This is a genomic window from Gammaproteobacteria bacterium (genome assembly GCA_034522055.1).
Taxonomy (GTDB): Bacteria; Pseudomonadota; Gammaproteobacteria; order JAABTG01; family JAABTG01; genus JAABTG01.
In genome coordinates this window covers 2252131-2273251 of the sequence record JAXHLS010000002.1, presented here as the reverse complement: position 1 = coordinate 2273251, position 21121 = coordinate 2252131, and the positions used below count along the sequence as shown (strand labels likewise).

17 protein-coding genes are annotated in these 21121 nt (G+C 65.3%); 4 read left to right on the top strand and 13 right to left on the bottom strand.

The window, feature by feature from the left end:
• Nucleotides 1-39: 39 nt before the first annotated feature.
• The 12 genes from ppx to U5S82_11055 form a co-directional block, all read right to left on the bottom strand.
• Entirely contained in the window at nt 40-1563 is a 1524-nt protein-coding gene (gene ppx / locus U5S82_11110; GenBank protein MDZ7752190.1) for an exopolyphosphatase, read from the bottom strand.
• A 180-nt stretch (nt 1564-1743) separates the two neighbouring features.
• Entirely contained in the window at nt 1744-1956 is a 213-nt protein-coding gene (locus U5S82_11105; GenBank protein MDZ7752189.1) for an acetyltransferase, read from the bottom strand.
• Nucleotides 1957-2284: 328 nt separating this feature from the next.
• Entirely contained in the window at nt 2285-3697 is a 1413-nt protein-coding gene (ntrC, locus tag U5S82_11100) for a nitrogen regulation protein NR(I) (protein ID MDZ7752188.1), read from the bottom strand.
• Nucleotides 3694-4761 carry a nitrogen regulation protein NR(II) gene (glnL, locus tag U5S82_11095; protein ID MDZ7752187.1) on the bottom strand — a complete coding sequence of 356 codons (1068 nt, stop codon included), beginning with the start codon at nt 4759-4761 and terminating at the stop codon, nt 3694-3696. Before glnL ends, ntrC begins: the two co-directional genes overlap by 4 nt.
• 313 nt (nt 4762-5074) lie before the next feature.
• Nucleotides 5075-5596 carry a DUF4124 domain-containing protein gene (locus tag U5S82_11090; GenBank protein MDZ7752186.1) on the bottom strand — a complete coding sequence of 174 codons (522 nt, stop codon included), beginning with the start codon at nt 5594-5596 and terminating at the stop codon, nt 5075-5077.
• A gap of 146 nt (nt 5597-5742) precedes the next feature.
• Nucleotides 5743-7155, bottom strand: a complete 1413-nt coding sequence (gene glnA, locus U5S82_11085; GenBank protein MDZ7752185.1) for a glutamate--ammonia ligase — start codon at nt 7153-7155, stop codon at nt 5743-5745.
• Nucleotides 7156-7307: 152 nt separating this feature from the next.
• Nucleotides 7308-8480 carry a cation diffusion facilitator family transporter gene (locus U5S82_11080; protein ID MDZ7752184.1) on the bottom strand — a complete coding sequence of 391 codons (1173 nt, stop codon included), beginning with the start codon at nt 8478-8480 and terminating at the stop codon, nt 7308-7310.
• Nucleotides 8470-8721: a sulfurtransferase TusA family protein gene (locus tag U5S82_11075; GenBank protein MDZ7752183.1), complete on the bottom strand. Its 252-nt coding sequence runs from the start codon at nt 8719-8721 to the stop codon at nt 8470-8472. Before U5S82_11075 ends, U5S82_11080 begins: the two co-directional genes overlap by 11 nt.
• A 25-nt stretch (nt 8722-8746) precedes the next feature.
• Complete coding sequence (locus U5S82_11070; protein ID MDZ7752182.1) at nt 8747-9787, bottom strand: tRNA (5-methylaminomethyl-2-thiouridylate)-methyltransferase; 1041 nt, start codon at nt 9785-9787, stop codon at nt 8747-8749.
• A 354-nt stretch (nt 9788-10141) separates the two neighbouring features.
• Nucleotides 10142-11392: a diaminopimelate decarboxylase gene (gene lysA / locus U5S82_11065; GenBank protein MDZ7752181.1), complete on the bottom strand. Its 1251-nt coding sequence runs from the start codon at nt 11390-11392 to the stop codon at nt 10142-10144.
• 131 nt (nt 11393-11523) lie between these two features.
• A complete protein-coding gene (locus tag U5S82_11060) occupies nt 11524-11649 on the bottom strand; it encodes a lipoprotein (GenBank protein ID MDZ7752180.1) in 126 nt (41 codons plus the stop codon).
• A 36-nt stretch (nt 11650-11685) separates the two neighbouring features.
• Nucleotides 11686-12990 carry a DEAD/DEAH box helicase gene (locus U5S82_11055; protein MDZ7752179.1) on the bottom strand — a complete coding sequence of 435 codons (1305 nt, stop codon included), beginning with the start codon at nt 12988-12990 and terminating at the stop codon, nt 11686-11688.
• Nucleotides 12991-13092: 102 nt separating this feature from the next.
• Here U5S82_11055 and trxA point away from each other — a divergent pair, with 102 nt between their 5' ends.
• Complete coding sequence (gene trxA, locus U5S82_11050; GenBank protein MDZ7752178.1) at nt 13093-13419, top strand: thioredoxin TrxA; 327 nt, start codon at nt 13093-13095, stop codon at nt 13417-13419.
• A 312-nt stretch (nt 13420-13731) separates the two neighbouring features.
• Nucleotides 13732-14991, top strand: coding sequence for a transcription termination factor Rho (gene rho, locus U5S82_11045; protein MDZ7752177.1), 1260 nt, complete (start codon nt 13732-13734; stop codon nt 14989-14991).
• 817 nt (nt 14992-15808) lie between these two features.
• On the opposite strand, the gene U5S82_11040 is transcribed toward rho, so the two are convergent.
• Entirely contained in the window at nt 15809-16366 is a 558-nt protein-coding gene (locus tag U5S82_11040; GenBank protein MDZ7752176.1) for a YSC84-related protein, read from the bottom strand.
• Between the two features lie 274 nt (nt 16367-16640).
• On the opposite strand from U5S82_11040, the gene U5S82_11035 reads away from it, so the two are divergent.
• Nucleotides 16641-17912 carry a biotin/lipoyl-binding protein gene (locus U5S82_11035; protein ID MDZ7752175.1) on the top strand — a complete coding sequence of 424 codons (1272 nt, stop codon included), beginning with the start codon at nt 16641-16643 and terminating at the stop codon, nt 17910-17912.
• A gap of 10 nt (nt 17913-17922) precedes the next feature.
• Nucleotides 17923-21054: an efflux RND transporter permease subunit gene (locus U5S82_11030; protein ID MDZ7752174.1), complete on the top strand. Its 3132-nt coding sequence runs from the start codon at nt 17923-17925 to the stop codon at nt 21052-21054.
• The last annotated feature ends 67 nt before the right edge of the window (nt 21055-21121 follow it).

Sequence of the window (21121 nt, the reverse complement as noted above, 5' to 3'; positions counted from 1 at the left end):
CATGGCCTGAAGCCGGGCGGCTGCAACGGAGGTCGCGGTTCAACGGAATTCCAGCTTGAATTTGACGGCCTTGAGGTACTCCGCCTCCTGGGCCAGATTGGCCGCCGTGAGGGGATGCTCCACCAGCCAACCGCCGGGGAATATGACCTCCAGGCTGCTGGTGCCGGACAGCAGCCGGAACTCCGGGAAGGTCTGCTTGCTGCGGGCGTGGTTCATGAGTATGGCCAGACGCAGCAGGATGCACAGGCGCTTGGCGGTGTCCGTGCGCACGCCGGCCAGTTCCTGGAGTTCCCCCTTGGGGAACTTGCGCCGGTGGCCGCGTATGAGGGCCGCCAGGAAGGCCTGTTCCTGGCGCGAGAAGCCGGGCATGTCGGCGTGGCGCACGATGTAGGCCCCGTGCTTGTGGTACTGGTTGTGAGCCACGGCCATACCCATCTCGTGGAGCAGCGCGGCCCAGCGCAGGCTATTGGCATCTTCTTCGCCCTCGAGCTCCCACGGCACCCGCACCTGCCGCAGGCAGTAGTCGGCGGTGTCCGCCACCCGGCGGGCGAACTTCGCCGACAGGTCGAAGCGTTTGACCATCTGACGAATGGTGCGCTCCCGCACGTCTTCATGGCGGATCCGCCCCAGCAGGTCGTAGAGCAGGCCTTCCCTCAGGGCCCCGTCGGAGGCCTCCATGCGCTCGAGCCCCAAGGCCTCGAAGGTGGCGTTGAGGATGGCCACGCCCCCCGGAAACACCGGTGCCCGCTCCTTGCCCAGCCCCTCCATGTTCAGGGCCTCGACGGCCCCTGCCTTGACCAGGGCGCGGCGCAGTTTGCCGAGACCCTTGCGGGTGATGCCGTGGTCGCTCCAACCGTTGGCCTCCAGCACCGAGCGCACCGCCTTGATGGTGCCCGAGGCACCGATGGCATGGTCCCAACCGATGCGTCTGAAGCGGCCCTCGATACTCTCCAGTTCCAGGCGGGCGGCGATCTCCGCTCTGACCATAGCCGCCTCCGTGATCTGGCCATCGGGAAAGTAGTCGCGGGTATAGGAGACGCAGCCCATGTAGCGGCTCTCCCGATGACGGGTCTCGAAGCGCTCGCCGATGATGAATTCCGTGCTGCCGCCCCCGATGTCCATCACCAGGCGGGTGCCGCTGTCGTCGGCCTGGCTGTGGGCGACCCCCAGGTAGATGAGCCGGGCCTCCTCGCGGCCGGCGATGATGTCGATGGGGTGGCCGAGGGCCTTGCGGGCACGGTGCATGAACTCGGCGGCGTTACGTGCGGTGCGCAGGGTGTTGGTGCCCACCGCCCGCACCGCACCCCGGGGCAGTTCGTGGACGCGCTGGCCGAAACGTTCCAGGCAGGCCACGGCACGGGTCACGGCGGTATCGTCGAGGAACCCCCTGGCGTCGAGGCCGGCGGCGAGCTGCACCTGCTCGCGCAGCCGATCCACCACCCGCACATGGCCATCCTGCACCTCGGCGATGATCATGTGGAAACTGTTGGAACCGAGATCGACGGCGGCGATGGTGGGCGAGGGTGCGGCGTCAACCTGAAAAGAGCGGGACTCACCGGCCATGGGGCAGAGATCCGATAGGGAAAGGCGCGGCAAGGTTAACCGCAAAGCCCACGCTTAGGAAGCGCCTGCCGGAAGGATGTGCGCTCCCCTCCCCGTCGCTCCCTGCCCCTGGGCCGAGAGTGGGGCCGGACGGTGGAGTGGGATGGCGGAACCGCCTCCCCTCCACCGTTCACCACGCGCCTAACCGGCTTCCCGATAGTGGGGGTCCACCCAGCAACGGGGCAGGGCCTCGCCAGACAGGAACACCAGGCCCCCTTTGTCGAAGGGGCCGGGATCGGGTAGCTCTTCCCCGGTGTTGTAACGGCCGGTCACCCGGGTCTGGTACGGGTCGAAAAGCTCCTCCGTCTGGAGAACCTCCACCATGTGCCCTGTACTCCTTTCCTTCAGAAACATATCCGCCTCCGCGTCGCACCCGTGCCCGTGGCCTGCCTGCCCGGCACCGGTGCCGTGGCCGGGAACCACCGACGCCTCGTGCGCCGGTCTCTGTTTAACTCTCATGGCGATACGCGCGCCCAAGATAATGAAAGAGGAGCGCGTATCGCCATGTTCGTTCCCTCACCCCATCCCTCTCCCAGAGGGAGAGGGGGAGTTCGTGCTTCGCGACTCTCACGTTAAGTATGGTTGGGAGCCAAGCGGAAAGACAATATCAGAAGTCGGAAGCGCTGAATAATTCGGCGCTTCCCATGCGGCCCATGGCCGGGGCGGGTCTCCGACCGCACCATCAAAGCTCGTCCAGCTGCAGCTCCTTCAGCTTGCGGGTGAGGGTGTTGCGACCCCATCCCAGCAGTCGGGCGGCGGCCTGGCGGTGGCCGTGGGTGTGGCGCAACGCTACCTTGAGCAGGGTGCGCTCGAAGCGTGGCACCGCCTCGTCCCGCAGGGCGCTGTCGCCGAGGGATATATGGCGCTCACACCAGCGGGTGAGGTTCTCCTCCCAGTCCTCTTCCCGCTCCGTCTCCGCCTCCTGACCCCGCAGTTCCGGCGGCAGGTCGCCGGGCACGATGACCTCGGCCGAGGCCATCACGGTGAGCCAGCGGCAGGTGTTCTCGAGCTGGCGGACGTTGCCCGGCCAGTCGAGGCAGGACAGGTAGGATTCGGTCTCGGCGGACAGGCGCTTCGGCTCCACCCCCAGTTCCTCGGCCGCGCTGTCCAGGAAGCGCGCCGCCAAGCCGGGGATGTCCTCCCGCCGCTCTTTCAGGGGCGGCACGTGGATACGGATGACGTTGAGGCGATGATAGAGGTCCTCGCGGAACACACCGTCCTTGACCCGCTGCTCCAGGTTCTGGTGGGTGGCGGCGATGACCCTCACGTCCACCCGGATGGGCGTGGCGCCGCCCACCCGGTAGAACTCGCCGTCCGCCAGCACCCGCAGCAGGCGGGTCTGGAGTTCCGCCGGCATGTCGCCGATCTCATCCAGGAACAGGGTGCCCTCATGGGCCTGTTCGAAACGCCCGCGGCGCTGGGCCGCGGCCCCCGTGAAGGCGCCACGCTCGTGGCCGAACAGCTCCGACTCCAGCAAGTCGCGGGGGATGGCGGCGGTATTCAGGGCGATGAAGGGATATTCCTTACGCGGACTGTGGCGGTGCAGGGCGTGGGCCACCAGCTCCTTGCCGGTGCCCGACTGGCCGGTGATGAGTACCGTCACCGAGGAGCGCGCGAGGCGGCCGATGGCTCTAAAGACCTCCTGCATAGCCGGGGCCGAGCCGATGATCTCGAGGCCCTCGAGGGCGCCATCGGACGTGCCGCCCGACTCCTCCGCACCCGCGTTGCGACGGGCGGCGGCGCGGCGCACCAGTTCCACCGCATCGTCCACATCGAAGGGCTTGGGCAGGTATTCGAAGGCCCCGCCTTCATAGGCCGACACCGCGCTGTCGAGGTCCGAGTAGGCGGTCATGATGATCACCGGGACCTCGGGAAAACGCGCCGTGACCCGGGACAGCAGTTCCAGGCCGTCGAGGTCGGGCATGCGGATATCCGAGATCACCACGTCGGGTCGTTCCCGGGCCATGCGCTCCAGCACGCCGCTGCCGCTCTCGAAGCTGGTCACCTGCATGCCTTCGTGGCGTAGCGCTCGTTCCAGCACCCAGCGGATGGAGCGGTCGTCGTCGATGACCCAAACGCGTTCCGGGGTATTCATTGGTCGTTCTCCAGGGGCAACCAGGCCGTCACCACGGTATTGCCGGGGACGCTCTCACAATCGATGTAGCCGCCGTGCAGATGTATCAGATTCTGGGCGATGGACAAGCCGAGGCCGGACCCCCCGGCCCTGCCCGAAACCATGGGATAGAAGATCTTGTCCATCATCTCCTCGGAAATGCCGGGGCCGTTATCAATCACCTGCAGGCGAATCGCCAGGCGATGGCGCCGCCCGCCGATGGTCACCTGCCGCTCCACCCGGGTGCGCACGGTGATACAGCCGTCTCGGCCGCTGCCCCGGATGGCCTGGGCGGAGTTGCGCACGATATTCAGCAGGGCCTGGATCAGCAGGTCCGGATCCGCTTCCACCTCCGGAATGCTGGGGTCGTAATCACTCTGGATGATGACGCCATCGGGCACCTCGGCCCGCACCAGGGTGCATACCCGATCCGTGGCCTGATGCACGTTGAAGGGACGCTTCTGGGGCACGCTGCGGGGACCCAGCATGCGGTCCAACAGCCCCTGGAGGCGGTCAGCCTCGCCGATGATGACCTGGGTGAATTCCAGCAACTCGGGGTTGTCCAGTTCCCGCTCCAGCAGTTGGGCGGCGCCCCGCAAGCCCCCCAGAGGATTGCGGATCTCATGGGCCAGACCCCGCACCATGGCGTAGGTGGTCTCGTGCTGGGCCAGGGTCTGCTCGCCCCGGGAGATGGCATGGTGGCGATCCACCTCAATCAGTTCCACCAGCAGTCCATCCTCGCCGTCATGGACCTGAGTGGGGGTCACCACGCAGTCCACCGTAATGGTATCGCCGTTGGCGCGCCGGCACTGGAGTCCATGCTCCGAAAAGGGACGGCGGGAGGATAAGGCCCAGTCCAGGGAGCCCTCCCACTTGGCGGAATCGGCGAAGATATCCTTGGGTCGCATGTCCTTGATCTTCTTCTCGCTGGTCTGCAGCAGACCCTCGGCCGCCGGATTGGCCAACAGAAGCCGCAACCGCGAGTCGAACAGCAACACGGCCGTGGTTTGCGTCTCCAGAATGGCAAGCAGATATTTCTTGTTCACTGTCCCTGTATTAAGCAAGAAACGGACCATGCTCGCCGCATCCAAACTGTCCGCCGTGATGAGGCTAACGGCTCCAATGGGGGTCACGTCCGGCAGGTATCACGGGACACTTGCTCTATTATGGTGCATTCGCGGGGATGCAGGGGCGAGCCGGCGACACCCGGATGAGAACGTCAGGAATCGATGGGCGATCCGTTCCGCCCCAGGAGCATAATGAAGAGGCCCGGCGCAGGCATGCAACGGGCTGCGACCGTGCCAGCCCCCGGTAAGGCCCGGTAAGGCCCGGTAAGGATTGAAGCCGACTTTACCGACGCTACGGACCACCCCCCAGGGCGGCCCGCAACACGTGAAAGGTGATGGGGCCGGCGCTGATAACGGACTCGCCCGTGGCATCCACCACCTCGGCCTCGATGGTGTGGGTGCCCCGATCCAGGGCGGGCAGTTGGAAGCTCAGGGGGGCGTTGCCGCCCATGGGCTCACCATCCAGGGTGACGGCGATGCTGTGGCCCGCCCGCAGTGGGGGTTCCAGGGTCATGCGCACGCCGACGACACCGTTGTTGGCACGTACCCCTTGATCCTGTTGCGGCGCGACGAAGGAGAAGCTCTGGTAAGCGGCCTCTTCCGTGGGCCCCTTCCCATCGTCGGGGGCGGTCGCACGCGGGGCCTCGAGGGCCGGCATGGTCTGCACCGGCGGTATCTCCACCTCTTCCGCGCCCGGCCGGGCCTCGTCGGAGAATACGGTGGCACCATCGGGTCCCACCCAGCGGTAGACCTTGGACCCGGCCGCCAGGGCGAGGGCCGGCAATAACAGGAGCACGACGAAAAATGCCTTCATGAGCACGAGCATAGCCGAAGGGTGGGAGGCCGGCAATCGAGGCCCCCACCGCGCGGCAGGCTCTCCGGACGCCCCGGCCAAAAATAAAACGCCCCCGGCTGGCGGGGGCGTCGATGGGGCAGCGCGGCGTGGCCGCGGATGGCCTGCTACAGGCTGTAGTACATGTCGAACTCCACCGGATGGGTGGTCATGCGCAGCTGCATGATGTCGGCCTGTTTCAGGGTGATGTAGCCATCGATGAGGTCGTCGGTGAAAACGCCCCCCGCGGTGAGAAACTCCCGGTCGGCGTCCAGGGCCTCGAGGGCACAATCCAGGGAGAAGCACACCTGGGGAATGGCCTTCTCCTCCTCCGGCGGCAAGTCATAAAGGTCCTTGTCCATGGCATCGCCTGGGTGGATCTTGTTCTGGATGCCGTCCAGGCCCGCCATCATCATGGCCGCGAAGGACAGATACGGGTTGCCGGTGGAATCGGGGAAACGCACCTCTATGCGCCGCGCCTTGGGGCTCGACACATAGGGAATACGCACCGAGGCGGAGCGGTTGCGGGCCGAATAGGCCAGCATCACCGGGGCCTCGAAGCCGGGCACCAGACGCTTGTAGCTGTTGGTGGAGGCGTTGGTGAAGGCATTGAGGGCCCGGGCGTGCTTGATGATGCCGCCGATGTAGTACAAAGCGGTCTCCGACAGGCCACCATACTGATCGCCGGCGAAGATGTTCTCGCCGCCTTTCGCCAGGGACTGATGCACGTGCATGCCGTTGCCGTTGTCACCCACCAGCGGTTTGGGCATGAAGGTGGCGGTCTTGCCATAGCTATGGGCTACGTTCTGCACCACGTATTTGAGGATCTGATTCTGGTCGGCGCGGCGCACCAGGGTGTCGAACTTGGTACCGATCTCGCACTGGCCCGCGGTGGCCACCTCGTGGTGATGCACCTCGACGCCGACGCCCATCTCCTCGAGGGCGAGACACATGGCCCCACGCAGGTCGTGGAGAGAATCCACCGGCGGCACGGGAAAGTAACCGCCTTTCACCGAGGGCCGGTGTCCCATGTTGCCGTCATCGAACACGCGCTCGGAGTTCCAGCCAGCCTCCTCGGAATCCACCTTGTAGAAAGCGCCGCTCATATCGGCACCCCAACGCACATCGTCGAGCACGAAAAATTCGGGCTCGGGCCCGAAATAGGCGGTATCGGCGATGCCCGTAGACTTGAGGTAGGCCTCGGCACGCTTGGCCAGGGAGCGCGGGCAGCGGTCGTAGCCCTGCATGGTGGAGGGTTCGATGACGTCGCAACGAAGATTGAGGGTCGGCTCGTCGGTGAAGGGGTCGAGGACCGCCGAATCCGGGTCGGGCATGAGGATCATGTCGGACTCGTTGATGCCCTTCCAGCCGGCGATGGATGAACCATCGAACATCTTGCCGTCCTCGAACATATCATCTTCCACGATGACATTGGCGGGCATGGTGACATGCTGCTCCTTACCCTTGGTATCGGTGAAGCGCAGGTCGACGAACTGAACATCTTTGTCCTTCATTAGCGTGATGACATCATCTGCAGACATTGCAATCTCTCCAGTGGGGTTGGGGGTGAAAAGAATCCTAAAATCGGGAAATGCATTATGTATGCCATTCCCCCGAACGCGTCAAATCAGTGCCTTGTAACGAGAGATGATCGTCGACCGCCCTGCATTGGTGCACTCTGGTTCATGAAGCCTCATTTTGGTGCGTCCAGGTAAACGAGACGCACCTTGCCCACGGCGGGATCCTCGCGGGCCGCCTGCACCAATGGCCCCGTCAGGCGCCGTCGATCCTCTGCCGTGGCCAGTTGGTCCAGGTCCAGGTAGATATCCAGCTGGATCCGCCCTTTCAGATAATGGAGACCGACGCGGCGCACGTGATGCGCCCCTTCCATACCCCGCCAGCGGTGGCGCAGGCGGGCCAGCAGCTCCCGCCGCAAGGGCAGATGGCGGTTTACCGGCGTTTCTTCGTCATCCTCGGGATCGATGTGGACCATCACCTCGGTGACGTCGTCGAAGTCGCGGATGAGCCGCCCCCGCACCGTCTCGCTGATCTGATGCCCCTCGGACACGCTGAGGAAGGGGTCCTCCAGCAGGATATGCACGTCCACCAGGGCCTCCCCCGCCATGCGCCGGCTCTTCAGCAGATGCAGGTCACGCACGCCGTCCACCTCCAGGATCTTCTTCCGGATGGCCTCCACCAACTCCGGCTCGAGGGCGGTATCCACCAGCTCCTGGACACCGGTGTGGGCGAGATCCCAACCCACCTTGGCCACCATCAGGGCCACCGCCACCGCGGCCACGCCATCCAGGTAGGGCATGCCCGCCAGGGTCCCACCCACGCCGGCCAGCACCACCACCGACGAGATGGCATCGCTGCGATGATGCCAGGCATTGGCCTTGAGGAGGTCGGAACGGTGCAGGCGCGCCACCCACATGGTGTACTGATAGAGGGCCTCCTTGGCGACGATGGAGGCGAAGGCAACCACCAGTACCACGGGCAGGGGCTGGAGCAGCTCGGCCGGCTCCAACAAACGCTCCACCGCTTCCCAGGCCAACCCGGCGGCCACCAGCATGAGGATCGTGCCCAGGGCCACCGTGGCGGCCGTCTCGAAACGCCCGTGGCCATAGGGGTGCTCGGCGTCGGCCTCCTGGGACGCGTGCTTGGCGGCGGCGATCACCAGGACATCGGACAACAGATCGGACAGGGAATGGACACCGTCCGCCACCAGGGCCTGGGAGTGGCCGATGACGCCGTAGACCAGTTTGGCCACCGCCAGCAGCAGGTTGGCCATCGCCCCCACGAGGGTGACCCGCCGGGTGGCACCGTAGCGGACGTCCCGCGCCGCCGCGGCCGCATCATGGGCCATGGATCGGCCCGTCGGGGGATGCCCCCACCTCCACCACCAGGATCACCTCGATGCCGTCGTCCCGGGACGCCACCACGCGGTGGCCGTTGATGCGGCACCAGGCCGGGATGTCGTTGAGCACTCCATGGTCCGTGGCCACCACCTCGAGCCGCTCCCCCGGGGCCATGACGGCCACGCGGTCCTGGGTGCGGATCACCGGCAGAGGACAGAACAGGCCGCGGGCATCCAGCCGTTCCGTCACGCCGGCAGCCTCGGTGGATAGGGCCTCAGACGTACCATTCCCGCGGCACGTCGCCGGCGTCCAGGGGCGGCACCTCGAAGGTGCGCCTAGTCCCTGCCCGATCCGTCACCTCCACCGTCACCATGGCGGCATCCCGTCCCTGGCTGAAACGACCGGTGATGCGGGCCGCCAGTCGGAGGTCCTGCTCACCGGGCTCGCCGTCCACCAGCACCAGGGGCCCGGGGTGGCTGACCGGTTCCATGTGGACGAAGCGCTTGCGATACCCGCGCAGGAAATTGTTCTCGCCCTCTTCCCGGGCCACGATGAGCTTGAAGGCGGGACGGGGCCGCAGATGGCGGCCCACCTTGAGTAGCATGATGTCATCCAGGTCGTAGTCCCGCCGGTGGCGGCTGGCCCACAGGTCCGCGAGCTTGACGGCATAGTGCTCGTCCGTGAGGAAACAGCAGCCCCCGGCCGGCTGAGCATAGTCGTAAAAGCCCAGCTCCCGGGCCAGGGCCATCTGGGGCTTGCGGCTGCGACCGGTGAAACTGAACAGTGCCTCGCGGTCCACCCAGCCCTCCAGCTCCGGTCGGGTGGGTTCCAGGTTGCGGGCGCACAGGGGCCGCAGCAGCCGATCGTCGGCCCCCGACTCCCGGGCCACCACCGGCATGGTGTCCTTGCGCTGGGACTTGGGCCGCTGGCCGATGACCTCGCCGGTGATGATAAAATCGAAGCCGTGGTCCTCCACCCATTCCAGGGCCTTGTTCACCATGAAGATCTTGCAGTCCAGGCAGGGATTCAGATGGGCCCCGTAGCCATGGGCGGGGTTGAGGACCACGTCCTTGTATTCCTCCACGATGTCCACGATATGGAGCCGCATCCCCAGTTGTTCCGCCACCCACAGGGCATTGTTGCGCTTCGGCCGGCTGCGGTCCTTCCTGCGGATGGCGTGGGTGTGGCCCTCGACGCAGAAGCCGGTGAAGAAGTTGATCCCCTCCACATGCACCCCCTGATCCATGATCACCCGCGCGGCGAGCATGGAATCGAGGCCACCGGAGATGAGAGCAACGGCCTTACGCTGGGACATGGTTCTGGAGAACTTACCTGATGGTGATTGATTATTGTAGCGTGACCGGCCGCCTAACTTCAGACCCTCTTTGTGCGGGTCATTGATCAAAAACCAAGATCAACTACGAAAGACGCGAAAGACGCGAAACTTGTTTGATGTCAGGATCGCAAAACGGGCCGGCGAGCATTTATCCGATCGGACCGGTAAGAAGGTAGCGGGCCACCGTGGGACGGCCGTTTGTGGGCATCATCACGCCCCAAGGTTGGCGCTCCCCGGACCAGCGGCTCATGACCTTCTCCACCAATATCCTCGTTTTTACTTTCGCGTATTTCGCGTCTTTCGTAGTTTTCTTCTTTGAAAGCGGCAAAGAGGTCAATCCGCGGGCAGGGTGGTCTCGGTGGCGAACAGGTGCGTCACCTCCTCCCGCGGGCGCACGAGGTGGGTGCGGGGGCCATCCACCATCACCTCGGGGGGGCGCGGGCGGCTGTTGTAGTTGGAGCCCATGGTGAAGCCGTAGGCGCCGGCGCCCCGCACCGCCAGCAGATCGCCGGGGGCCAGGGCCAAAGACCGGCCCTTGCCCAGGAAGTCACCGGTCTCGCACACCGGCCCCACCACGTCATAGAAACGGACCGCCGAGGACCGCGGCACCACCGGCTCGATGGCCTGCCAGGCCCCGTACAGGCTCGGGCGGGCCAGGTCGTTCATGGCCGCGTCCACCACGGCGAAGTGGTGGTCGCCATGACTCTTCAGGTATTCCACCCGGGTGAGCAGGAGCCCTGCGTTGCCCGCGATGGAACGCCCCGGCTCCATCAGCAGGCGCAGCCGGCGACCCGCCAGCCGGGGCCGCAGGGCTTCTACCAGGGTCGCCGGGGTCGGCGGTCGCTCGTCCTGGTAGCCGATGCCGAGGCCGCCGCCCACATCCAGGTGCTCGACGGCGATGCCGTCCTCCGCCAGTCTGTCCACCAGGGCCAGCACCCGCTCCAGGGCAGCGACGAAGGGCGCAGTGGAGACCAGCTGGGAGCCGATATGGCAATCCACCCCCACGGGCTGGATGCCGGGCATGGCGGCGGCCTCGAGATAGAGCGCCAGGGCCTCCTCCATGGGCACACCGAATTTGCTCTCCCTGAGGCCGGTGGCGATATACGGATGGGTCCCAGGATCCACATCGGGGTTCACGCGCACGGATATCGGCGCTCGCAGTCCCATCTGCGTCGCCACGCCGTCGAGGCGCACCAGCTCCGCCCGCGATTCCACGTTGAAGCAGCCGATGCCGGCCGCGAGGCCCTGGCGCATTTCCGAGGCCGTCTTGCCCACCCCGGAGAAGACGATGCGTTCGGCCGGTGCACCCACCGCCAGCACCCGGGACAACTCGCCGCCCGAGACGATATCGAAGCCCGAACCCAGGCGTGCCAGGAGGTCCAGCACCGCCAGATTGGAATTGGCCTTCACCGCGTAGCACACCAGGTGGTCCATCCCTGCCAGGGCCTCGTCATAGGCCCGCCAGTGGCGTTCGATGGTGGCCCTGGAGTAGACGTAACACGGGGTGCCGTAGCGGGCGGCCAGATCCACCAGATCCACGTCCTCGGCGTGCAGCACGCCGTCTCTGGGCTTGAAATGATCCATGGTGATGTGTGGCGTGTCGCTGTGGAGGGCTCTTCAAAGGGCTTGCAGATTTCTTCCGCCCGGATCATCGGGCCACCCCGCCGCGGCCTAATCTCGGGGCGACATTCCCGGGCGCGCCGCAGGGCCGGCCCCTAGGACGAGACCTGCTTGCGCTCCTCGTCTTCGTCCGGGAAGTACAACGGGCCCTTTTGTCCACAACCGGCCAGCAGCACCGCCAAGAGGCAGAGGGACATCAGGGTGGCAATGAATCTGCGCATGATGGGGGGGAGGGTAATCAAAAGACCCTGCCACCGCTACTCCGATCCCGGATTCCCGCCGGACGGCCCGCCCCGGCCGCCGCGTCCACCTCCGCCCGGCCGGCCACCCCGAGGACGGCCACCACCGGGCCCGCCCGGACGCTTGCGCGGAGGACGGCGCGGAGGCCTGATGGGATCCACCAGGAGATCCCCGGTAATGGGCTCCACCGGGATCTTGGCACCGATGTAGTCCTCGATCTCCGGCAACGAGTAGACATAGGTCTCGCAGGCCAGACTCACCGCGTCGCCGCTGGCGCCGGCGCGCGCCGTACGGCCGATGCGGTGGACATAGTCCTCCGCGTCCTGGGGCAGGTCGAAGTTGAATACGTGGCTCACGTCCTCGATATGGAGCCCGCGGGCCGCGACGTCGGTAGCCACCAGCACGGGCAATTGCCCGGCCTGGAACTTCTCCAGCAACTGCAACCGCTTGCGCTGGGGCACGTCCCCCGAGATCACCGCCGCGTCGATGCCGTTGACCTTGAAATAGTCCTCCAGCCTCTCCGACTGGCGCTTGGTGTTGACGAACACCAGGCTGCGCTGCGGGTTCATGCGGCGCATCAGGCCGATGAGGAGCGGGATCTTCTCCTCGCTGGAGACGTGGTAGAGGACCTGGTTGACCCGGTCGGCGGTCTTGCCCTCGGGGGAGACATTCACCACCTCCGGGTTGTTCATGTGCTCGTAGGCCAGTTCCGTCACCCGGTGGCTCATGGTGGCGGAGAACAGCATGTTGAGGCGCTCTCCCGGGGCAGGCATGCGGTGGAACAGGAAGCGGATGTCCTTGATGAAGCCGAGGTCGAACATGCGGTCCGCCTCGTCCAGCACCACCACCTGGATATGGCGGAGGTTAAAGATGTGCTGTTTGAAGTAGTCGATAAGGCGGCCTGGCGTGCCGATGAGCAGGTCCACGCCCTCGCGCAACCGCTCGCGCTGGGATTCATAGCCCTCGCCGCCGTAGACCACCTGGATGCGCAGGCCCGAATGGGCCCCGAGTACCTGGGCATCCCTGGCAATCTGCACCGCCAGCTCCCGGGTGGGCGCCAGCACCAGGGCCCGCGGATTACCTCCGGCATCGGGTGAGTCGGCCCTCAGCAACTCCTGCATGATGGCCAGCAGGAACGCGGCGGTCTTGCCGGTTCCGGTCTGGGCCTGGCCGGCCACGTCTTTGCCGGCGAGGGCCAGCGGCAGGGTCTGGGCCTGGATCTCGGTACAGAACTCGAAACCGGCGTCTGCGGCGCCCTCGAGCAGTACCGGCTTCAGCTCGAGGTCTGAAAATCGGGTATTGGTCAGGTGGTTTTCGCTCATAAGCGCGTCAGCATACATGAACTCGGGCAAGATCGGTCTTGCATTACCGGTATTATTCATACCACACTTTCAACTTCACGCTTTAGGAGAACGAGTCAGAACATGAGCGATCGAATCATTTCGGTGACCGACGGCACTTTCGAGGAATCAGTGATCAAGTCGGAAAAGCCGGTGCTGATCGACTATTGGGCCGAGTGGTGTGGGCCCTGCAAGATGATCGCCCCTCTGCTCGAGGAGATCGCCGACGAGTACGCCGACCGGTTGACGGTGGCCAAACTCAATATAGACGAGAACCCGGGCACCCCGCCGCGCTACGGTATACGGGGGATCCCCACCCTGATGCTGTTCAAGAACGGCAACGTGGAAGCCACCAAGGTGGGCGCCGTATCGAAATCCCAACTGTCGGCGTTTCTGGACAGCAATCTGTGACGGGACAGCGCCCCCGCCATGGGGCCTCCGAAGCGGCACAAATGCTGGACTCCAACCCATACACATGCTAGTTTTACAAAGCAGTATCGTTACGCGCCCTCACCCACCGGGCCACGCCCAGTAGATTTCCAGTATCTGACTCCGGTCAAACGTAATGCGGATCACAGCCGCATGGGTGGCGGGTGCTTACCTGAACTGAACCAGATCGAAAATCACCGCGTGAGGCGGCTATCGTCGGCCTGCGCCGCATCCCCGGCCCAGGGTCAACCAATTCCCTTTTCCAGTCCTTCTCCCACTACATCCTCCTTTGTCATGAATCTGACCGAACTCAAGAAAAAATCCGCATCCGAAGTGATCCAGATGGCCGATGCCATGGGCATCGAGGGCATGGCCCGGAACCGCAAGCAGGATGTGATCTTCGCCATCCTCAAGGCCCATGCGAAGAAAGGAGAGGACATATTCGGCGATGGTGTACTGGAGATCCTCCAGGACGGGTTCGGCTTTCTCAGGTCCGCCGACAGTTCCTATCTGGCCGGCCCCGACGACATCTACGTTTCTCCCAGCCAGATCCGGCGCTTCAGCCTGCGTACCGGCGATACCATCTCGGGCAAGATACGACCGCCCAAGGACAGCGAGCGCTACTTCGCCCTGCTGAAGGTCTCGGAGATCAACTTCGATGCCCCCGAGAGTGCCAAGAACAAGATCCTGTTCGAGAACCTCACGCCCCTGTTTCCCAACCAGCAGTTCAAGCTGGAACTGGGCAACGGCACCACCGAAGACCTGACCCCGCGTATCATCGACCTGGCGTCTCCCATCGGCAGAGGACAACGCGGCCTCATCGTATCCCCGCCGAAATCCGGCAAGACCATGATGCTCCAGAGCATCGCCCATTCCATCGAGGCCAACCATCCCGAGGCCTACCTCATGGTGCTGCTCATCGACGAACGGCCGGAAGAGGTCACCGAGATGCAGCGCTCGGTGCGGGGCGAGGTCATCTCCAGCACCTTCGACGAACCCCCTACCCGCCACGTCCAGGTGGCGGACATGGCCATCGAGAAGGCCAAGCGCCTGGTGGAGCACAAACTCGACGTGGTGATCCTGCTGGATTCCATCACCCGCCTCGCCAGAGCCCACAACACCGTGATTCCGGCCTCGGGCAAGGTGCTCACCGGCGGCGTCGATGCCAATGCCCTGCAACGCCCCAAGCGCTTCTTCGGGGCCGCCCGTAACATCGAGGAAGGCGGCAGCCTGACCATCGTCGCCACCGCCCTGGTGGACACCGGCTCGCGCATGGACGACGTGATCTACGAGGAATTCAAGGGCACCGGCAACATGGAGATCCACCTGGAGCGCAAGATCGCCGAGCGGCGCATCTTCCCGGCCATCAACATCAATCGCTCCGGCACCCGCAGGGAGGAATTGCAGATCAAGCCGGACCTGCTGCAGAAGATCTGGATCCTGCGCAAGCTCCTCCACCCCATGGAGGACGTCCAGGCCATGGAATTCCTCATGGACCGCCTCAAGCAGACCAAGAACAACGGCGAGTTCTTCGACGCCATGAAGCGCCAGTGAGGCGTTTGACAAGAAACCCTTTTAACTACGAAAGACGCGAAAGGCGCGAAAAAAGAAGCAGGCTGTCGGGCTGAAGCCCGACCTACACAACACCTCTCACCGCCCATTCCTTGGGCACGGATGTAGGTCGGGATTCATCCCGACATTCAAACCCGCCGCGCATACCTCGCGCCGGGTCGGTACCACCCGCCGGCTGTCGGGCTGAAGCCCGACCTACAGCCCCACCCACAGCCCGACCTGCACACCACCCCACCGCCCGTTCCTGCGGCACGGATGTAGGTCGGGATTCATCCCGACAATCAAACCCGCCGCGCATACCTCGCGCCGGGTCGGTACCACCCGCCAGCGTTGGCTGTCGGGCTGAAGCCCGACCTACAGCCCGACCTACAGCGCCCGCAAAGCGCCGAGTTTCCGTCGGCTGCCAAGAGCAGCCGACCTACGGCTCTGTCCTTCTCCCCAGGGGAAATAGGAAATGGGAAAGGGGAAAAGATTACCACCCGTGCGTCCGCTCTGCTGACGCCGAAACGGTGGATCCGCTGCGCCTTTTCAAACGGCCACTCCTTCCTGATCTTCTCCCTTTTCGCGTCTTTTCGCGTCTTTCGCGGTTACGCTTTTTGTAGGTCGGGATTCATCCCGACATTCAAACTCTTTGCGCGTCTTTCGCATATTTCGTAGTTAACTCTCATGGCGATACGCGCCACCCGAAATGATGAAAGCGGAGCGCGTATCGCCATGTTCGTTCCCTCACCCCGTCCCTCTCCCAGAGGGAGAGGGGGAGAACGTGCTTCGCGACTTTCACGTTAATAACCCGCCCTTCTCAACGGTCGATCTTGGTGATCTTGGTGCCTTCCAGGGTCAGGTTGTACATCAGGCCCTTGTTGTTGAACACGAAGCCCACGATGGGCTTGTCGATCTCCACCGTATTGATGTTCTTGCCCGCACCCCATTCGATGAGGGCCACCGAGCCGTCCACGCCGGCCTCCCAGCCATCGCTGGCACGGAATTCCTTCAGCTTTTCCTGGTCGAGGAAGACGAGAATCACGGTCTTCTGCTGGGCCCCCAGTTGGAAGCCGATGGAAGCGGCCGCCGTGCTGTAGTACTGAACCGTCTCGCCGCCGATGCGCAGGGCGCCCTCACCATACTCGCCACCGATGCCGATGCCGGCCTTGATGATGTCCGGAAACACCAGGAGCCCTTCCGCCTTCTCGATGAAAGTGCCACCGCCGTTGACCTCGTCCTTGAAACGCTCCAGGGCGGCATCCACCCTGATATCGATCTCCTGGGCGCTGGCCGCCAGAGTCTGGGGGGCAACACCCAGGGAAAGGAGAAATACCAGAGCGATGCGGGCTACGGCTGGGGTGAGGGCTATATTCATGCGGGTAATCCTCTGTGAGTCACGGGGTGTTCCGACCTCCGAGGATAACCCATAGGGCCATGCGGCAAAAATTCGTGGGCGCAGGAAGTTACCGTGCGTGAACTCGGTCGAAGGGATACCGTTGAGCCCCAGGGCTAAACTTCTCCTCGAAGCTCCTTAAGCAAAATCTTATAATAATCGATCCGCCGGGGCGCCGGGTGCGTAAAGATAAGGCTTCGCATACCCGCCGAACATGGCAAGATGCGCCCCATCCATCGGTTCTCCTTGAATCATCATGCGCAAAGTACTGCTCCCTGTTCTCCTGTTACTGGTCGGCGTGGCGGGTTTCATGGCCCTGAAATCCACCCGGCCGGAGAACGCGCCACCCGAGCCCTCGGAACGCAACTGGCCGGTGGCCGTGGTGGAGGCCCGGCTGGGGGCCTACCGGCCGGGCCTGCACCTGCTCGGCCGCGTGGAATCGCCCTACTCCGCGCGCCTCACGGCCGCGGTGGCGGCCTACGTCGAAACCCTCGAGGTCCTCGAGGGGCAACGGGTGGCGGGCGGCGATGTGCTGATGACCCTCGAAGATGACGACTACCGATTGACGGTGACCCAACGGGAGGCCGAGCGGGCGGACATGGAGGCCCAGATACGCCTCGAGGAGTTGCGTTATGAGGCGGATCTTGATGCCCTGCAAGAGGAGCAGGCGCTGTTGACCCTGGCGCGGCGCGCCGTCGAACGGGCACAGGATCTGAAGTCCCGCAACGTGGGGACCGAGGCCGGCGTGGATGACGCGCTGCAGAACCAGAACCTTCGGCAACTCAGCCTGGTGCAGCGACGCCTGGCCATCGCCGAGCATGACGCCCGCCTCGCCCGGCTGCGGGCCCAGCTGGCCCGCGTCGAGGCCCAGCTGCAGCAGAGTCGTCTCGACCTCGAACGCACCCGCATCCGCGCGCCTTTCAACGGCCGCATCACCGCCACCCTGGTGGCACCGGGGGATCGGGTGCGCGCGGGGGACGGCCTGCTGGAGATGTTCGACCGGGACCGCCTCGAGGTCCGAGCCCAGGTGCCATCCCGCCATCAACATACCCTGGATCGCGCCACCGCCTCGGATCATTCCCTCCATGCCGTGGCACACATCGGCGACCAGACCATTCCCCTGGAGTTCGACCGCCTGGCGGGCCGGGTGGTAGCGGGCAGCGGTGGCCTCGACGCGCTGTTGAAGGTGCCGGATAACCATGACTGGCTACCCGTTGGCCAGACCGTGACCGTGGACCTTCTCCTGCCGCCGGTGGACGACACCTTTCTACTGCCCCGGGACGCCCTCTACGGCATGGACCGCGTCTACCGGGTCGTTGACGGCCGCATGGAATCGGTGGATGTGACCCATCGCGGCGATCGCGCCCTGGCCTCGGGTGAACTGCTGGTACTGATCACCAGCACAGAGTTGCGCAGCGGCGACCGGGTCGTGGTAACCCAGCTTCCCAACGCGGTGTCCGGCCTGCAGGTGACGACAGTACGCGAAGAGGCGGCGCCCGACCCGGGCGTCGCCGCGGCCGGGACCTGAGGCCGAGACCTTGGCCCACAGGAAGGACATCATCGGCCTGTTCGCCCAGCATCGGGTGGCCTCCAACCTGCTCATGCTGGTCATGTTCCTGGTGGGGACGGTGTCCCTGATGCGCCTCAACACCCAGTTCTTCCCGACCTTCGCCCTCGATGTCATCACCGTACGCGTGGTGTGGACGGGTGCCAGCGCCGACGACGTGGAGCGGGCCATCACGGACCCCATGGAGCAGGAGCTGCGCACCGTGGATGGCCTGAAGAACCTCACCTCCACCTCCGCCAACGGCGCCGCCTCCATCACCCTCGAGTATCACGAAGGCACGGACATGGGCCCGGCCCTCGACCTGGTGAAGGAACGGGTGGGCCTGGTGCGCAATCTGCCCAGCGACGCCGAAGAGCCCGAGGTGTCCCTGGTGGTACGCTACGAGCCGGTGGCACGCATCCTGGTATCGGGCCCGCGGGACCTCGAAGAGTTGCGCCCGCTAGTCTACCGCATGGAGCGGGAACTCCTGGACCGCGGCATCGCCAAGGTGGAGATCAGCGGCCTGCCGGAGCAGGAGATCGCCATCCAGGTGCCCACGGTGCGGCTGCGGGAGCTCAACCTGTCCCTGGACGACATCGCCACCCGGGTCCGGGATGCCAGCCAGGACCTGCCGGCGGGCACCGTGGGCAGGGACGACACGGCGCGCCAGTTACGCAGCCTGGACCAGCGCCGCAGTGAGGCGGGATTCGCGGACCTGCCCATCATCGCCACCGAGGATGGCGGCCTCATTCGCCTCGGGGACATCGCCCGTATCGAGAAGCGCCCCCAGGACGGCCAGGTCTCCCTGGCGATGGCGAGCCGGCCCGCCGTGGTGCTCCAGGCCCTGCGCTCGGAGACCGCCGATTCCCTGGAATCCGCCCGTATCCTCAATGAATGGCTGGAGGAAAAGCGCCACGAGTTGCCCCCCGGCATCGAACTGGAGGCCTTCGACGAGAGCTGGCAGCTCATCAAGCAACGCATCTTCCTGCTGGTGAAGAACGGCCTCGGCGGCTTGGTGCTGGTGCTCGCCATCCTGTTCCTGTTCCTCAACAGTCGCGTCGCCTTCTGGGTGGCCGTAGGCATACCCATCTCCTTCATGGCCACCCTGGCAGTGCTCTACGCGGTGGGAGGCAGCATCAACATGATCAGCCTGTTCGCCCTCATCATGGCACTCGGCATCATCGTCGACGATGCCATCGTGGTGGGGGAGGACGCCCTGGCCCATTACCAGTTCGGCGAGGCCTCCCTGGAGGCGGCGGAGGGCGGGGCGCGACGCATGCTGGCGCCAGTGATGTCATCGTCCCTCACCACCATCGCGGCCTTCATTCCCCTGATGATGGTGGGGGGCGTCATCGGCAACATCCTCTTCGACATCCCCCTGGTCATCATCTGCGTCATCGCCGCCTCCCTGGTGGAGAGTTTTTTGATCCTCCCCGGTCACCTGCGCCATGCCTTCCGCCATATCCACCACGCCGAGCCGGGGCGAACCCGGCAGCGCCTTGATCGGCTGTTCAACCGCTTCCGCGACCACCACTTTCGACGTTTGGTGGGCGCCGCCGTGGAGTACCGCTGGACCACCCTGGCGGGGGCCGCCACCCTGCTGCTGCTGTCCATCGGCCTAGTGGTCGGAGGACGCGTGCCCTTCACCTTCTTCCCCGCGGTGGAGGCCAACGTCATCACGGCCAACGCCTCTTTCGCGTCGGGCACCCCGGAACACCGGGTCGAGGCATTCCTCGCCCACCTCGAACAAGCCCTCTACGAGACCGAGGCGGAGTTCGCCGAGCCCCTGGTGGTGACGGCTCACAGCCAGCACGGCAGCCTGGTCTCCCAGGGTGGCCAGCCGGCCCAGCGGGGCGACCAGTTCGGCGCGGTGCTGGTGGAACTGGTCTCCTCCGACGCCCGCACGGTGCGCAACGAGGACTTCATCCACGCCTGGGAGGCCCGGGTGGACACACCCCCGGGCCTGGAGAACCTGGCCATCGCCTCGCGGCGCACCGGGCCGCCGGGGCGGGACGTGGAGGTGCGGCTCATGGGCGGCACGCCCGAGCAGCTCAAGGCGGCATCCCTCGAGGTACAGGACGCCCTGGCGGCCATGGAGGGGGTAAGCGCGGTGGAGGATGACATGCCGTGGGGCCAGGAGCAGCTCATCTACCGCCTGACGCCGCGGGGCCGCGCCGTGGGGCTGTCCATAGAACAGGTGGGCCGGCAATTGCGCGCCGCCTTCGATGGCCGCATCGCCCAGATCTATCACCAGGGCAACGACGAGGTGGAGGTACGGGTGGTACTGCCGAACGAGGAACGCAACAACCTCGCCATCCTCGAGTCCCTGCAGATCACCCTGCCCAACGGCGATGCCCTGCCCCTGCCGGCGGTGGTCACCCTGGAATCCCGGCGCAGCTTCGAGGCCCTGCGCCACGCCCAGGCCAAACGCGCCGCCCAGGTCTACGGCGACGTGGACAAGCGGGTGGCCAACGAGAACCTGGTACGCGCGGCCCTGGAGGACGGCATCCTGCAGGAGGTCCAGAGCCGCTACGGCGTGGACTATACCCTCGAGGGCCGGGCCGCGGACCAGCGGGAGACCCTGGCCGACATGGCCACCGGCGGTATCCTCGCCCTGTCCCTGATCTACGTGATCCTCACCTGGGTATTCGCATCCTGGGGCTGGCCCCTGGTGATCATGGCCACCATCCCCTTCGCCCTGGTGGGGGCCCTCACCGGGCATTTCCTCATGGGCATCGACCTCACCATCCTGTCCCTGTTCGGCCTGTTCGGCCTGTCGGGCATCGTGGTCAACGACTCCATCATCCTCATCAGCTTCTACAAGCGCCTGCGGGAAACGGAGCACATGCCCGTGGGAGAGGCCATCGTGGAGGCCGCCTGCCAGCGCCTGCGAGCCGTGCTGCTCACCTCCCTGACCACCATCGCGGGGCTGACACCCCTGCTCTTCGAGACCTCCCTCCAGGCCCAGTTCCTCATCCCCATGGCGGTGTCCATCTCCTTCGGACTCGGATTCGCCACGGTGCTGGTGCTACTGGTGATCCCGGCCCTGCTCTCCATCCACGAGAGCGCCGCGGGCGCCATCAGGCGGCACCTGCCGGGAACGCCGGCAGAGGCAGCACCCTAATGCAATAACGCAGACCTGACCCCAGGATGGACGGGGCCGCGGTGGCGCGCCGGGGATGCGCCGGGGA

What these genes read in the sequence shown, in the direction of transcription:
- U5S82_11040 (MDZ7752176.1), bottom strand. Translation starts at nt 16,366, where the DNA reads ATGAATATAGCCCTCACCCCAGCCGTAGCCCGCATCGCTCTGGTATTT.
- U5S82_11055 (MDZ7752179.1), bottom strand. Translation starts at nt 12,990, where the DNA reads ATGAGCGAAAACCACCTGACCAATACCCGATTTTCAGACCTCGAGCTG.
- U5S82_11060 (MDZ7752180.1), bottom strand. Translation starts at nt 11,649, where the DNA reads ATGCGCAGATTCATTGCCACCCTGATGTCCCTCTGCCTCTTGGCGGTG.
- ppx (MDZ7752190.1), bottom strand. Translation starts at nt 1,563, where the DNA reads ATGGCCGGTGAGTCCCGCTCTTTTCAGGTTGACGCCGCACCCTCGCCC.
- U5S82_11090 (MDZ7752186.1), bottom strand. Translation starts at nt 5,596, where the DNA reads ATGAAGGCATTTTTCGTCGTGCTCCTGTTATTGCCGGCCCTCGCCCTG.
- U5S82_11035 (MDZ7752175.1), top strand. Translation starts at nt 16,641, where the DNA reads ATGCGCAAAGTACTGCTCCCTGTTCTCCTGTTACTGGTCGGCGTGGCG.
- trxA (MDZ7752178.1), top strand. Translation starts at nt 13,093, where the DNA reads ATGAGCGATCGAATCATTTCGGTGACCGACGGCACTTTCGAGGAATCA.
- rho (MDZ7752177.1), top strand. Translation starts at nt 13,732, where the DNA reads ATGAATCTGACCGAACTCAAGAAAAAATCCGCATCCGAAGTGATCCAG.
- U5S82_11070 (MDZ7752182.1), bottom strand. Translation starts at nt 9,787, where the DNA reads ATGTCCCAGCGTAAGGCCGTTGCTCTCATCTCCGGTGGCCTCGATTCC.
- glnA (MDZ7752185.1), bottom strand. Translation starts at nt 7,155, where the DNA reads ATGTCTGCAGATGATGTCATCACGCTAATGAAGGACAAAGATGTTCAG.
- ntrC (MDZ7752188.1), bottom strand. Translation starts at nt 3,697, where the DNA reads ATGAATACCCCGGAACGCGTTTGGGTCATCGACGACGACCGCTCCATC.
- U5S82_11105 (MDZ7752189.1), bottom strand. Translation starts at nt 1,956, where the DNA reads ATGTTTCTGAAGGAAAGGAGTACAGGGCACATGGTGGAGGTTCTCCAG.
- lysA (MDZ7752181.1), bottom strand. Translation starts at nt 11,392, where the DNA reads ATGGATCATTTCAAGCCCAGAGACGGCGTGCTGCACGCCGAGGACGTG.
- U5S82_11080 (MDZ7752184.1), bottom strand. Translation starts at nt 8,480, where the DNA reads ATGGCCCATGATGCGGCCGCGGCGGCGCGGGACGTCCGCTACGGTGCC.